The 13615-nt window shown below is 70.4% G+C and carries 13 protein-coding genes; 4 read left to right on the top strand and 9 right to left on the bottom strand.

Annotated features, from left to right (window positions below; all coding sequences use genetic code 11):
* Positions 1–18 precede the first annotated feature (18 nt).
* The 4 genes from ftsL to AC1ROW_RS00340 form a co-directional block, all read right to left on the bottom strand.
* Entirely contained in the window at positions 19–729 is a 711-nt protein-coding gene (gene ftsL / locus AC1ROW_RS00355) for a cell division protein FtsL (RefSeq protein WP_493016909.1), read from the bottom strand.
* Positions 726–1676 (bottom strand): 16S rRNA (cytosine(1402)-N(4))-methyltransferase RsmH, encoded by a 951-nt coding sequence (gene rsmH / locus AC1ROW_RS00350; RefSeq protein ID WP_493016908.1) that lies wholly within the window; start codon positions 1674–1676, stop codon positions 726–728. The genes ftsL and rsmH overlap by 4 nt, the downstream gene beginning before the upstream one ends.
* Before the next feature lie 106 nt (positions 1677–1782).
* Positions 1783–2214 carry a division/cell wall cluster transcriptional repressor MraZ gene (gene mraZ, locus AC1ROW_RS00345; protein ID WP_493018326.1) on the bottom strand — a complete coding sequence of 144 codons (432 nt, stop codon included), beginning with the start codon at positions 2212–2214 and terminating at the stop codon, positions 1783–1785.
* 249 nt (positions 2215–2463) lie between these two features.
* Positions 2464–2844, bottom strand: a complete 381-nt coding sequence (locus AC1ROW_RS00340) for an SCO2097 family morphological protein (protein WP_493016907.1) — start codon at positions 2842–2844, stop codon at positions 2464–2466.
* A 78-nt stretch (positions 2845–2922) separates the two neighbouring features.
* Between AC1ROW_RS00340 and AC1ROW_RS00335 the strand changes: the two genes are divergently transcribed.
* Complete coding sequence (locus tag AC1ROW_RS00335; RefSeq protein WP_493016906.1) at positions 2923–4044, top strand: polyprenyl synthetase family protein; 1122 nt, start codon at positions 2923–2925, stop codon at positions 4042–4044.
* 25 nt (positions 4045–4069) lie between these two features.
* Here AC1ROW_RS00335 and AC1ROW_RS00330 read toward each other — a convergent pair whose 3' ends face one another.
* Entirely contained in the window at positions 4070–4411 is a 342-nt protein-coding gene (locus tag AC1ROW_RS00330; protein ID WP_493016905.1) for an Rv2175c family DNA-binding protein, read from the bottom strand.
* Between the two features lie 152 nt (positions 4412–4563).
* Here AC1ROW_RS00330 and AC1ROW_RS00325 point away from each other — a divergent pair, with 152 nt between their 5' ends.
* A complete protein-coding gene (locus AC1ROW_RS00325; protein ID WP_493016904.1) occupies positions 4564–5667 on the top strand; it encodes a LysM peptidoglycan-binding domain-containing protein in 1104 nt (367 codons plus the stop codon).
* 98 nt (positions 5668–5765) lie between these two features.
* Positions 5766–7667 (top strand): Stk1 family PASTA domain-containing Ser/Thr kinase, encoded by a 1902-nt coding sequence (pknB, locus tag AC1ROW_RS00320; RefSeq protein WP_493016903.1) that lies wholly within the window; start codon positions 5766–5768, stop codon positions 7665–7667.
* Positions 7668–7736: 69 nt separating this feature from the next.
* Here the strand turns inward: pknB and AC1ROW_RS00315 are convergent, their stop codons facing one another.
* The 3 genes from AC1ROW_RS00315 to AC1ROW_RS00305 all read right to left on the bottom strand — a co-directional run bounded on the left by AC1ROW_RS00315 (position 7737) and on the right by AC1ROW_RS00305 (position 10935).
* Positions 7737–9065 (bottom strand): class II 3-deoxy-7-phosphoheptulonate synthase, encoded by a 1329-nt coding sequence (locus tag AC1ROW_RS00315; protein ID WP_493018325.1) that lies wholly within the window; start codon positions 9063–9065, stop codon positions 7737–7739.
* A gap of 84 nt (positions 9066–9149) precedes the next feature.
* On the bottom strand, positions 9150–9926 hold the full coding sequence (locus AC1ROW_RS00310; RefSeq protein WP_493016902.1) for a lysophospholipid acyltransferase family protein: 777 nt from the start codon (positions 9924–9926) through the stop codon (positions 9150–9152).
* 61 nt (positions 9927–9987) lie between these two features.
* Complete coding sequence (locus tag AC1ROW_RS00305) at positions 9988–10935, bottom strand: ROK family glucokinase (protein WP_493016901.1); 948 nt, start codon at positions 10933–10935, stop codon at positions 9988–9990.
* Positions 10936–11098: 163 nt separating this feature from the next.
* On the opposite strand from AC1ROW_RS00305, the gene AC1ROW_RS00300 reads away from it, so the two are divergent.
* Positions 11099–12928 carry an AMP-dependent synthetase/ligase gene (locus AC1ROW_RS00300; protein WP_493016900.1) on the top strand — a complete coding sequence of 610 codons (1830 nt, stop codon included), beginning with the start codon at positions 11099–11101 and terminating at the stop codon, positions 12926–12928.
* Here the strand turns inward: AC1ROW_RS00300 and AC1ROW_RS00295 are convergent.
* The gene (locus AC1ROW_RS00295) at positions 12925–13377 is read right to left on the bottom strand and encodes an endonuclease domain-containing protein (protein WP_493016899.1); all 453 of its coding nucleotides are present in this window, start codon (positions 13375–13377) and stop codon (positions 12925–12927) included. The two genes, AC1ROW_RS00300 and AC1ROW_RS00295, sit on opposite strands and share 4 nt — an antisense overlap.
* Positions 13378–13615: the final 238 nt, after the last annotated feature.

Genomic DNA, 13615 nt, shown 5'->3' with positions numbered 1-13615 from the left:
CGTCCCGTCGAACCGTCGTCAGTGCGTCACCGGTGTGGGCAACGCTCCCTGCAACGGTACGGACGGCTGGGCCGCAGGCGTGGACGCCGCACCCGCGCTTGCGGAACTCCCAGCTTGCGCGGCCGCGCCCGCGGCGGCCGGAGCGCCGGTCACGGTCTGTCCCGGCGCCGCCACGAGGGGCACACCGCTGAGCTGCGAGTTCGGGACCAGGTTGCCCTGGCCTCCCGTCACCGTGCCCGCCGCTCCGGTCGCCGCGAGGGGCGCGCCGAGGACCGCGCCGTCCGAGAGGCGCAGGTAGGCGGGGTTGCTGTTGCTCACCATCCCGAGCGCGTTGGCGTTGGCGGCGAGGTTCTGCGGCGACGTCAGCCGGTTGAGGTCCTCCGAGGCGGCCTGGTAGCTGCGCTGGAGCTGCGTCTGCTGGCTCTGCAGCGAGCTGAGCTGGTAGGCGCCCTGGGAGACGCCGATGCTGAGCAGGAGCTGAGCGACCACGATCACGAGCAACGAGGACACCGCGGTGACGGCGTACAGGGTGCGCGGACGCGCCCGGCGCTGGCTGCGGGTCGAGACCACCTCGAGGTGGGAGCGCCGTCCGCGGGCCGGCTGCTCCGGCCTGTCAAGTAGCGGCGCGGGCTCGTCCAGCTTGGCCGCGGTCGCCGCGGTCGACGCCGGCGCGTGCCAGGTCATCGTGGGCCGTCGGCGCACCCCCGTCGCCATCGTGTTGCTGCTCACGAGTCCCTCCTCACTCGTTCGGCCGCGCGCAGGCGCACCGGGGTCGCCCTCGGGTTCGCGGCCTTCTCCTCGTCGTCCGCCAGTTCCGCGCCCCGGATCAGGAGCTTCAGCTCCGGCCGGTGCTCGGGCAGCTCGACGGGAAGCCCCGCCGGCGCGCTGGAGCGGGACCGCGTCTGCAGCTCGCGCTTGACGATGCGGTCCTCCAGCGACTGGTACGACTCCACGACGATCCGGCCGCCCACCGCCAGGGCGTCGATGGCGGCCGGGATGGCGCGCTCCAGCACGGCCAGCTCCTGGTTCACCTCGATGCGCAGCGCCTGGAAGACGCGCTTGGCCGGGTGCCCCTGCCGCGAGATCGCGGCGGGCGTAGCCTTCTGCAGGATGTCGACGAGCTGGCCGGAGCGGACGATCGGCGCGTTCTGCCGCTCCTCCACGATGCGGCGCGCGTAGCGGGCGGCGAGCTTCTCCTCGCCGTAGTCGCGGAAGATCCGGCGCAGGTCGGCCTCGGAGTAGGTGGCGAGCACGACCTCGGCGGTGAGCTCGCTGGTGCCGTCCATCCGCATGTCGAGCGGCGCGTCCTTGGAGTACGAGAAGCCGCGCTCGACGCGGTCGAGCTGCAGCGACGAGACACCGAGGTCGAACAGCACACCGTCGATCGTGTCGATGCCGAGGCCGTCGAGCGCCTCGCGGATGCCGTCGTACACGGTGTGCACCAGGTGCACGCGGTCGCCGAAGCGGGCTAGCCGGGCGCCGGCGATGGCCAGCGCCTCCGGGTCGCGGTCGAGCCCGACCAGGGTGACGCCGGGGAAGCGCTCCAGCACGCCGGCCGAGTGGCCGCCCATGCCGAGGGTCGCGTCCACGAAGACGGCGCCCTGCTCCTGGAGGGCGGGGCCGAGCAGCTCGATGCAGCGCTCGAGGAGGACCGGGGTGTGGATGTCGTCTGTCATGTCCGCATCCGGGTGGACCGGCTCCTGATTCCGGATCCCCATCCATTCCGACCTGCCACCGGGGAAGTGGTCTCAGGGCGTATGGCTGGGAGTCCGGTGCCAGGCGCTAGAACAGTCCCGGGATCACCTCCTCCTCCGTGTTCGCGAATGCTGCCTCCTGCTCGGCGAGGTAGGTCTCCCATGCCTCGGCGTCCCAGATCTCGGCACGGCTTCCCGCGCCGATCACCACCAGGTCCCTGTCGAGACCCGCATACGACCGCAACGAGGTCGGGATGGTGACCCGGTTCTGCTTGTCCGGGACCTCCGCGCTCGCCCCCGAGAGGAAGACGCGCAGGTAGTCGCGAGCTTGCTTGCTGGTCACCGGCGCCTGCCGGATCTTCTCGTGGAGCGATTCGAACTCACGCTGCGAGAAGACGTAGACGCAGTGCTCCTGACCGCGGGTCAGGACGAGTCCGGACGCGAGCTCATCCCGGAATTTGGCCGGCAGGATGATGCGCCCCTTGTCGTCCAGCTTGGGGGCATAGGTGCCGAGGAACATCGGTGCCACCCCCACTCTCCCGGCCACGGTTGCGGTGTACCTCCACTTTACTCCACTCTCATCCACAAAATCAGCAGAATCGGGAATATTGGCCCGTTTAGGGGGGTTTGTGCCGCGGAATCACGCGGCAGAACGCGGTGGAGGGAAATGGAGGGTGAGAACACCCCCAGGGAGTGCCGAGCGCACGAAAAAGGGCCGATCCGAAGATCGGCCCTCACGTTGGGTGCGGGGTGGAGTGCGGTGGAGGGGCTACTGCTGCCCGTCCTGCCGCTTGTCCCAGCGGTCGTTCATGCGGTCCATGAAGCCGGGCTGACCCCGGGTGGGCTTGCCGGACGAGCCGGAAGCCGCTGCGTCTGGATCGATCGCCACGCGCTTGCCCGGCGCGATGGCCAGGAGCACGCCGCCGAACATCACCACGAATCCGAGGATCCCGACGATGGGGAGCTGGACGAAGACGCCGGTCACGAGGACCGCCACGCCGATGACGGCGACGAGGATCCCGAGGACGATCGAACGATACGCGGGGCGGGCCCGCTTGCCTCCGACCTTCGCTACGAAGTCCGCGTCGTTCTGGTAGAGACTGCGTTCCATCTCTTCGAGGAGGCGCTGCTCATGTTCTGAAAGCGGCATCCGGATCCCCCTCTTTCTAGCGGGTTCTAGGCGTTGTGTGGCTGATTGTAGCCGCACCACTCTGACTAGGCTATACGTGTGTCAGAAAGCATCCGATTCGTCGACCTCATCCAGTCAAGAATCGATGGATTCTTCGATGCGCGTGCATCCATTCTCACCTCCATCGCCGACGAACTCGCCCCGATCGCGGCTTTTTCGAGGGATTTTCTCAGCGGCGGCAAGCGCTTCAGGGCGCTGTTCTGCTTCTGGGGATGGCAGGCGGTGCGCACGGCCGGCGACGAGCCGGGCGAAACCGCCGCGGTGACCGCGGGAGGACCGCTCGACGCGGTCGTCAGCGTCGCCTCGGCGCTCGAGCTGTTCCACGCCGCCGCACTCGTGCACGACGACCTCATCGACAACTCCGACACCCGCCGCGGCGCCCCGTCGGCGCACCGCCGCTTCGAGCGGCTGCACGACGAGGAGGGCTGGCAGGGCTCCGGCGCGACGTTCGGCACCGGGGCGGCCACGCTGCTCGGCGACTATCTGCTCATCCTGAGCGATGAGCTCTTCGACGAGGGCCTCACCCAGACCGTCAGCTCATCGGCCCGGCGTTCCGCGCGAGCCGAGTTCAACCGGATGCGTCTGGACGTGACCGCCGGCCAGTATCTCGACATCTTCGAGGAGATCGGCTGGGCCGGCCGGCCGGACGCCGACCAGCTCGCCCGTGCCGAGCGCGTCATCGTCTACAAGTCGGCCAAGTACTCGATCGAGTCGCCGCTGCTGATCGGCGCCAGCCTCGCCGGCGCAACGGTCGGCCAGCTCGACGCGCTCCGCCGCTTCGGCCTCCCGCTCGGCATCGCCTACCAGCTGCGCGACGACCTGCTCGGCGTCTTCGGCGACGCAGAGGTCACCGGCAAGCCGAGCGGCGACGACCTGCGCGAGGGCAAGCGCACCGTCCTCATCGCGCTCACCCGGCAGGCCATCCCGGCCGGCGCGCGGGCGACGCTGGACGAGCTGCTCGGCGACCCCGACCTGACGCCGCAGCAGGTACAGACCCTGCAGATGACGATCAGGGACTCCGGCGCGGTCGAGAAGGTGGAGCGCATGATCGCGGACAACGTCGCTGCCGCTGTCGCGGCCCTCGACGAGGCGACGATCGGCCCGGCGGCCCGGGCTCAGCTCCGCGAGCTCGCCGTGACGGTCACCCGGCGGGCGTCCTGACCGGCCGGCTCAGGCAGTCGCCGGCTCAGGCCAGTGCTTGGGCGACCCGGCGCACCTCGGCCTTGCGGCCGGCGCGCAACGCCTCGATGGGCGCGGCGCCGAGGCTGTCCTCCTCGGTGAGCAGCCAATCCACGGCCTCGTCGTCGTCGAAGCCGTTGTCCGCCAGCACGATGAGCGTGCCGTGCAGCTCGCCGAGCGGCTCCCCGTCTCGGAGGAACACGGCGGGGACCTTGAGGACCCCGTCGATGCGCTTCGCAGCGAGATGACGGTCCTCGATGAGGCGGCGGACCCGGCTGACGCCGAGCCCGAGCTGCTCCACGAGGTCGGGGATGGTGAGCCACTCGGTGGCCTGGACCTGCTCGTTCACACAGACAAGCGTGCCACGTCCGGCGGGCGATCACACGATCCGGCGAATGTTACGGTTGTGTTAACTGTTGTCACAGCCGCCACATTGGTTGACTCCTTACTCACAGTGTGTCAGCGTGGACAACGGCTTTGTCACGCATAAGGGGGTCGACCATGTCTCTGAGCGAGAGCACCAACCGGCGGATGCTGGGGACGGTGCCGATCGCGATCGCCGGCTCCATCGCGGTGACGCTCAATCTCCTCGCCCCCGCGCAGGCCGCGACCGGTGAGGTGCGCGACCGGGCACCGGAGAGCCGGATGCCAGCGAAGCGCGATGCGACGGGGCCGCGGAACACCATCCGCAGCGCCGTGTCCCCGGAGGCCACGACGGCCTCCCCCGCCCGGCTCGAGGTGACGGCCGCTCCCGCCAGCTATCGGGTGCAGACCGGGGACACCGTGTCCGGCATCGCCGCCCGGTTCGGGATGTCCACCGCCGCCGTGCTCGCGCTCAACGGGCTGAGCTGGAAGAGTCTGATCTTCCCCGGCCAGGTCCTGGCGCTGTGCGCCGCGCCGAAACCCGCCGCCCCCGCGGCGCCGGCCTCGGCCGCGGCTCCCGCTCGGGCAGGGATGACCTACACCGTCGCTCGCGGCGACACCGTCAGCGGCATCGCGGCCAAGTTCGGGCTGCACACCTCCGCCGTCCTCGCCGCTAACGGCCTCACGGGGGCCAGCATCATCTACCCGGGCCAGAAGCTCGGCATCCCCGGCATGACCACGGCAGCGGTGAACACCCCGATCGCGGCGCCCGCCCCCATCGTCACCGCCCCCGCCCCCGCGCCGGCCCCGGTCATCCAGCCGGGTCAGGTCGTCGCGCTCAGCGACGAGATGCGCGCCAACGCGCAGCTCATCATCCGCATCGGACGCCAGCAGGGCGTGCCCACCCAGGGCATCGTAGTCGCCCTCGCCGCCGCCGCCCAGGAGTCCGGCCTGAGGAACGTGCGCTACGGCGACCGCGACTCCCTCGGCCTGTTCCAGCAGCGCCCGAGCACCGGCTGGGGCACCCCCGCCCAGGTGCTCGATCCTGCGCGCGCGACGCTGGCCTTCTACGGCGGAGCGAACAACCCCAACAAGGGCCACACGCGCGGCCTCCTCGACATCCCCGGCTGGACGTCGATGACCGTCACCCAGGCCGCCCAGGCGGTGCAGATCTCGGCCTTCCCCACCGCCTACGCCAAGTGGGAGACGTCGGCGCGCGCGTGGCTGGCCCAGCTGGGCTGACGGGCGTGCCGCCTGCGAAGGTCACAGCCCGGTCACGGGCCCGCCGCACACCGGTGTTTTGCAGGTTTCCCGGCCGCCTCGTTCCCTAGACTCGATCCGTGACCACGAGCCAAACAGACCCGATGATCGGACGTCTCATCGACGGCCGTTATCAGGTGCGCTCGCGGATCGCCCGGGGCGGCATGGCCACGGTGTATCTGGCCACCGATCTGCGGCTGGAACGACGCGTCGCGATCAAGGTCATGCACGGCCACCTCGCCGACGACAACACCTTCAAGAGCCGCTTCGTGCAGGAGGCCCGCTCGGCGGCCCGGCTCGCCCACCCCAACGTGGTCAACGTCTTCGACCAGGGCCAGGACTCCGACATGGCCTACCTGGTCATGGAGTACCTGCCCGGGATCACGCTGCGCGACCTGCTCAAGGACTACGGCAAGCTGACGCCCGAGCAGACCATCGACATCATGGAGGCGGTGCTCAGCGGCCTGGCCGCCGCGCACAAGGCCGGCATCGTGCACCGCGACCTCAAGCCCGAGAACGTCCTCCTCGCCGACGACGGCCGGATCAAGATCGGCGACTTCGGCCTCGCGCGCGCCGCCAGCGCCAACACGGCGACCGGGCAGGCGCTGCTCGGCACGATCGCCTACCTCTCCCCCGAGCTCGTCACCCGCGGCGTCGCCGACGCGCGCAGCGACATCTACGCGCTCGGCATCATGATGTACGAGATGCTGACCGGCACCCAGCCGTTCCACGGCGAGCAGCCGATGCAGATCGCGTACCAGCACGCCAACGACCCCGTCCCGGCGCCGAGCAGCGCCAACCCGGCCGTCCCGCCGGAGCTGGACGAGCTCGTGCTGTGGGCGACCGAGAAGGACCCGGACCGCCGGCCCTCCGACGCGCGCGAGATGCTCGACCGGCTCATCGAGGCCGAGAAGTCGATCCGCGGCGACGTGGTGATGCAGTCCACGATGGTGCTGCCTCCCGCGTTCGACATCGCGGACGGGGACACCCAGATCATCAACCCGGCCATCCGCCAGCAGGTCGCCTCCAGCACGCCGACGGCGGCGGACACGCTGACCAGGGCAGCCCGGCGCCGCCGCGGCAAGGGCTGGTGGCTCTTCGCGCTCGTGCTGGTGCTGGCGGCCGTCGCCGGCGGCACGGGCTGGTACTTCGGCTCGGGGCCCGGCTCGTTCGTGACGGTCCCGAACCTCGTCTCGCAGGCGCCGGCTGCGGCCTCCACGACGCTGACGAACCTGGGCTTCAAGACGGCTCAGGCGCCGGAGTACAGCGTCACGATCCCCGCCGGACGGGTGTCCAGCACCGACCCGAAGGCCGGCGCGTCGGCCAATCGCGGGAGCACGGTGACGATCCGCGTCTCGCAGGGGCCGAAGCCGGTCACCATCCCCGCTCTCGCCGGGACGAGCCTCGACGCGGCGAAGTCCGCGATCACGGGCGCGGGAGCGAAAGTCGGCGACGTCGCGCAGCAGTTCGACGCGAAGGTTCCTGCGAATACGGTCATGTCCGCGGCCCGCGCCTCGGACGGCAGCGACATCTCCGGAGGTGGCGGCTACTTCCAGGCGGCCGCGGTGAACCTCGTCGTGTCGGTCGGGCCCATCCCCGACGTCACCGGCAAGTCGGTCTCCAGCGCGACGGCCGCGCTCGAGAAGGTCGGCCTGCACGCGACGGCGGGACCGCAGAGCTACAGCGACACGATCGACAAGGGCGACGTGATCTCCGCCCAGCCGCAGGGACAGCCGGTGCGCCCGGGCGACACGCTCGCGCTCGAGACGTCCCGCGGCCCCGCTCCGGTGCCGGTGCCCGACGTGGTCGGGCAGACCTGGGACAAGGCGAAGGCTGCGCTGCAGGCGGCCGGCTTCCAGCTCAACTACAGTCCGGCCGCGGACCTCCTGCCCGGCGGGTTCGTGGTGTCCAAGGTGTCCCCCTCCGCGGGCACGGAGGCGCCCAAGGGATCGACCGTGAGCGTCAACTTCGCCGGCTTCTGAGCCGCGCACGCGCGAACGGGAAACGCCCCCATCCACACGGGACGAGGGCGTTTCGCACGTGCGGGAGGCTCAGCCGCGGCTGAGCTCCTCGGCGACCAGGAAGGCCAGCTCCAGCGACTGCATGTGGTTGAGCCGCGGGTCGCACAGCGACTCGTACCGGGTGGCGAGGGTCTCCTCGTCGATGTGCTCGGAGCCGCCCAGGCACTCGGTGACGTCGTCGCCGGTGAGCTCGACGTGGATGCCGCCCGGGTGGGTGCCCGCGGCGCGGTGCGCCTCGAAGAAGCCCTTGACCTCGTCGACCACGTCGTCGAAGCGGCGCGTCTTGTAGCCGTTCGGCGTGGTCAGGCCGTTGCCGTGCATCGGGTCGGTGACCCAGAGCGGGTTGGCGTCGGAGACCTTCACGGCCTCCAGCAGCGGCGGCAGGGCGTCGCGGATCTTGCCCGCGCCCATCCGCGTGATGAAGGTCAGGCGGCCGGGCTCGCGCTCCGGGTCGAGCGCGTCGATCAGCCGGCGCATGTCGTCGGCCGTCGTGGTCGGGCCGAGCTTGACGCCGATCGGGTTGCGGACGCGCGACAGGAAGTCCACGTGCGCGCCGTCGAGGTCGCGGGTCCGCTCGCCGATCCAGACGAAGTGCGCCGACGTGTTGTACGGCGTACCGGTGCGGGAGTCGATGCGCGTCATCGGACGCTCGTAGTCCATCAGGAGCGCCTCGTGGCTGCTGTAGAACTCCACGCGGGTCAGCTCATCGAAGTCCGCGCCAGCAGCCTCCATGAACTTGATGGCGCGGTCGATCTCGCGGGCCAGGCCCTCGTAGCGCTGGTTGGCCGGGTTCGCGGCGAAGCCCTTGTTCCAGCTGTGCACCTCGCGCAGGTCGGCGAAGCCACCCTGCGTGAACGCGCGGATGAGATTCAGCGTCGAGGCCGCCGTGTGGTAGCCCTGGATCAGCCGGCGCGGGTCGGCCGCGCGCGACTCCGGCGTGAAGTCGTAGCCGTTGACGATGTCGCCGCGGTAGGCCGGCAGCGTGACGCCGCCCCGGGTCTCGGTGTCGCTGGAGCGCGGCTTGGCGAACTGCCCGGCCATCCGGCCCATCTTGATGACGGGGACGGAGGCGCCGTAAGTCAGCACGACGGCCATCTGCAGCACAGTCTTGACGCGGTTGCGGATCTGGTCCGCCGTCGCTCCCGCGAACGTCTCGGCGCAGTCGCCGCCCTGGAGCAGGAACGCCTTGCCCTGCGCCGCCCTGGCGAGCCGCGAGCGCAGCTGGTCCACCTCGCCGGCGAAAACCAGCGGGGGCAGGGTGGCGATCTCCGCGGACGCCGCAGCGGCGGCCTCCGGGTCGGGCCACTGCGGCTGCTGCTTGATCGGGAGCGTGCGCCAATAGTCCAGGCCCTCGATCACGGAGTCGTCAGGTTTCACGACGGGATCTGTGGTCTGCAGCACTGTTCTGGTTCCGCTCGGTCGGGTGTATTGGGATACCCGAGCCTATCGCGCCGGACGGGCCTCCGGCGTCGTGGGAGCTGATTGTGACGGGACCGCGACCGGGGCGGCTGCCGGCGGGGTCGGTGTGGCGTCGGCGGCGAGCGCCGCACGCTTCTCCTTGACCGTACTGGCGTAGACGTCGACGTACTCCTGCTCGCCCAGAGCGTGCAGCGCGTACATGATCTCGTCGGTGACCGAGCGGAGGATGAAGCGGTCGCCCTCCATTCCCTCGAACCGGCTGAAGTCGAGCGGCTCGCCGATGATGATGCCGATGCGCCCGATCCGCGGCAGCCGCTTGCCGATCGGCATGACCTCCGCGGTGTCGACCATCGCGACCGGGACGACCGGGACGCCCGCCTCCAGGATCATCCGCGCGACGCCGGTGCGTCCGCGGTACAGCTTGCCGTCGGGGCTGCGGGTGCCCTCCGGGTAGATGCCGAGGATCTCGCCGCGCGCGAGGACGGCCAGCCCGGTGTTGAGCGACGCCTCGGAGGCCTTGCCGCCCGACCGGTCGATGGGGAGCTGGCCGGTGGCGTTCATGAAGGCCCTGGTCGCCCAGCCTTTCAGGCCGCGCCGGGTGAAGTAGTCGCTCTTGGCGAGGAAGGAGACGTGCCGGTCCACGACGATCGGCAGGAAGATCGAGTCGATGAACGACAGGTGGTTGCTGGCGAGGATGACCGCACCGGTCGCCGGGACGTTCTCCAGCCCCACCACCCAGGGACGGAAGATCCCCCGGAGCAGCGGCCCCGCGATCAGGTTCTTCATCAGCCAGTAGAACATCGATCGAAATCCTAGTGCCCCGCCACGCTCACCGGGAGGACCGCCTCACGCGCGGCCCCGGTCAGAGCGCCGCGTGCAGGCGTGCGAGGTCGGCCGCGCCGACCACGCCGGCGTCGTTGACCAGCTCGGCGATCCTGAACTCAGGCTCCGGGTGGTAGCCGCGCGCCGGCAGGTTCTCCAGGTACGCCTGCCGGATCGGCTCCAGCAGCAGCTCCCCCGCCTGCGCGACGCCGCCGCCGAAGACGAACAGCTGCGGGTCGAGGATGGCGCCGAGGCTCGCGCAGGCCTGGCCGAGCCAGTCGCCGAGCTGGCGCAGCGCGGCGAGCGCGCCCGGGTCCCCCGCCATGATGAGCCCCGAGATGTCGGAGCCGCTCAGCTCGCCCTTCCGGCTGCGGATGTCGGCGAGGGACTGCCCGATGCCGCCCGCGTCGGCGAGCTCGTTCGCCATCCGCTGCAGCGCCCGGCCGGAGCCGTACTGCTCGATGCAGCCGTGCGCGCCGCAGCCGCAGGGCAGGCCGCCCGGCACCACGCGCATGTGGCCGATCTCCGCGCCAGCGCCGAAGCCGCCGCGGAACAGCCGGTCGTTGCTGACGATCGCGCCGCCGACGCCCGTGCCGATGGTGAGGATGACCATGTCGCTGACCAAGCGGCCGGCGCCGTAGCGGAACTCCGCCCAGCCCGCCGCGTTGGCGTCGTTCTCGATGAGCACGGGGAGGTCGATGCGCTTCTCGAGCTTCTCCCGGAACGGCTCGTGCCGCCAGTTGATGTTCGGCGCGTAGTACACCGTGGACTGCGCCGCGTCGATGAAGCCGGCCGCGGCGACGCCCGCGCCCGCGATCTGCTCCGGCCCGTCGGACAGTCGCTCGATCATCGCGACGACGGCGTTCTCGATCTCCTCGGGGCGGCTCGCGTCGGTCGGCACGCGGTCCTCGCGGACGATCGCGCCGAGTTCGTCGACGACCGCTCCGGCGATCTTGGTCCCGCCGATGTCGATTCCGATGGCGTGCACAGGCGGGCCCCTTCCGGGAGCGTGAGAGTCGGGCGAGGATGAAGAGAGCGGACCAGGGCGTCTCGGAAGACTCCCCGCCGCACCATCTAGAGTGTAATCAACCACTGCGAGCCGGAGCGATTCGGCCCGATTACCTGCCCGCCCGGTATCGAGGGAGCTACCGTTGAACCAGTTCGAAACCCCCGCAGTCGTCCCCGCCGACCCGGAGGCCAACGCCACCGACCTGCTCGTGCAGCGGGTCGCCGCGACCCCGGACGCCGCCCTGTTCAGCGTCCCGGACGGCGACGGCTGGCGGGATGTGACCGCGGCGGAGTTCTACCGTCAGGTCATCGCGCTCGCCAAGGGCCTGGTCGCCGCCGGCATCCAGCCGGGCGACATGATCGGCCTGATGTGCAAGACCCGCTACGAGTGGACGCTGATCGACTTCGCCACCTGGTTCGCCGGCGCCGTGCTCGTTCCGATCTACGAGACGTCCTCGCCCGCGCAGGTGCAGTGGAACATGTCCGACTCGGGCGCGAAGGCCGTCATCCTGGAGACCGCGGAGATGTTCTCCCGGTTCGACGAGGTGCACGCCGACCTCCCGCTCATCGAGGATGTCTGGCAGCTCCACCTCGGCGACCTGGACAAGCTCGTCGCCGCCGGCGTCGACGTGCCCGACGCCGAGATCGAGCGCCGCAGGAACCTGGCCCGCGGCGAGGACATCGGCACCCTGATCTACACCTCCGGCTCGACCGGCCGCCCCAAGGGCTGCGTGCTCACGCACTCCAACTTCGTCGAGCTGTCCCGCAACTCCGCCGAGGCGCTGAAGGAGGTCGTGATGCAGCCGGGCGGCGCCTCCACGCTGCTCTTCATCACCACGGCGCACGTCTTCGCCCGGTTCATCGCCGTGCTGTGCGTCACCGCGGGCGTCAAGGTCGGGCACCAGTCCGACACCAAGCAGCTCCTGCCCGCGCTGGCGAGCTTCAAGCCCACCTTCCTGCTCGCGGTGCCGCGCGTGTTCGAGAAGGTGTACAACTCGGCTGAGCAGAAGGCCGAGGCCGGCGGGCGCGGCAAGATCTTCCGCGCGGCGGCCGAGGTCGCCGTCGAGCACTCCAAGGCCGTGGAGGCCGGCTCGGTGCCGTTCGGGCTCAAGCTCAAGTTCGCCCTCTACGACCGGCTGGTGTTCTCGAGGCTGCGCGCCGCCATGGGAGGCCGGGTGAAGTACGCCGTCTCCGGCTCCGCCCCGCTCGGGGCGCACCTGGGCCACTTCTTCCACAGCCTCGGCATCAAGATCCTGGAGGGCTACGGCCTCACCGAGACCACGGCGCCGGCCACCGTCAACCGTCCCGACATGTTCAAGATCGGCACCGTCGGCCCCGCCCTCCCCGGCGTCGACCTGCGCCTCGCGGCCGACGGTGAGATCCAGGTCAGGGGCGTGAACGTCTTCAAGGAGTACTGGAAGAACCCGGAGGCGACCGCCGCGGCGTTCGACGACGGCTGGTTCCGCACCGGCGACCTCGGCTCGTTCGACGAGGATGGCTACCTGACCATCACAGGCCGCAAGAAGGAGATCATCGTCACCGCCGGCGGCAAGAACGTCTCCCCGGCGGTGCTGGAGGACCCGATCCGCGCCAACCCGCTGGTCGGCCAGGTGATCGTGGTCGGCGACCAGAAGCCGTTCATCGCGGCACTTGTCACCCTCGACACCGAGATGCTGCCGACCTGGCTGGCGAACAACGGCGAGGACAAGGACATGACGCTCGCCGAGGCCTCCGTGAACCCGGCGGTGAACGCCGAGATCCAGCGCGCGATCGACGCGGCCAACCAGGGAGTCTCGCGCGCGGAGAGCATCCGCAAATTCGTCATCCTCGCCACGGAGCTGACGGAGGCCAGCGGCCACCTCACGCCCAAGCTGAGCATCAAGCGCAACGTGATCCTCGCCGACTTCGCCGACGTGATCGACGGCGTGTACAGCGACAACCCGAGCACGCAGGGCATCTCGCTGGCGCACTAGCCGCTCCACGATTCGTGGCGTTCAGCGAACGCATCGCGGTCGCCGAACAGGTCGTGCGCGGTGACCCGGGCGACGCGCCAGCCTTCGGCCTCGAGGAGGTCGCGGCGCTCGATGTCCGCGTGCCACTGCCGACGTTCCACGCGGTGCCCGTCGCCCTCGTACTCGAACGCGAGCCGCCGGCCCGGGATGGAGAGGTCCGGATGCAGCACGACGCCGCGTCGACCCACCGGCACCGGATGGTTGACCTCCAACCCGCCATAGCCGCGAGACTCCAGGAACAGGCGCAGCAGCGTCTCGGGACGCGAATCCGCTCCGGGGCGGATACGAGGGAGGGCCCAGGCACGAGCCCGAGCCCCCTTCGTGCGGCGAAGCTCATCTGCGGCGACGACGAGTTCGTCGATGATGGCGAGAGCGGGGGGCTTGCGCGCGCCGACGAGATGGTCTCCCACCCGCCACGAGGCGTCGAGCGTGCCGCACGTCGCGCGCGCAGCGAATCAGTGGACAACCCGAGTTCCCCACACCTCAGCGCGCCCGCACGATTCGTCACGAATCGCGCGAATCGCCCCGCGAAATGCGACATTCGTGACGAATGTCGACGCCGCCGCGCCAACGCGAGATTCGTGACGAATCGTGGGAATCGCCGCGTGAGACGCGACATTCGGCACGAATCGTGGGGCCGCCCCGCGG

Source organism: Leifsonia sp. GW821-FHT13C09 (genome assembly GCF_058806435.1).
The sequence above is the reverse complement of the archived record's forward strand: the minus strand, read 5'-3'. Positions and strand labels throughout refer to the sequence as shown.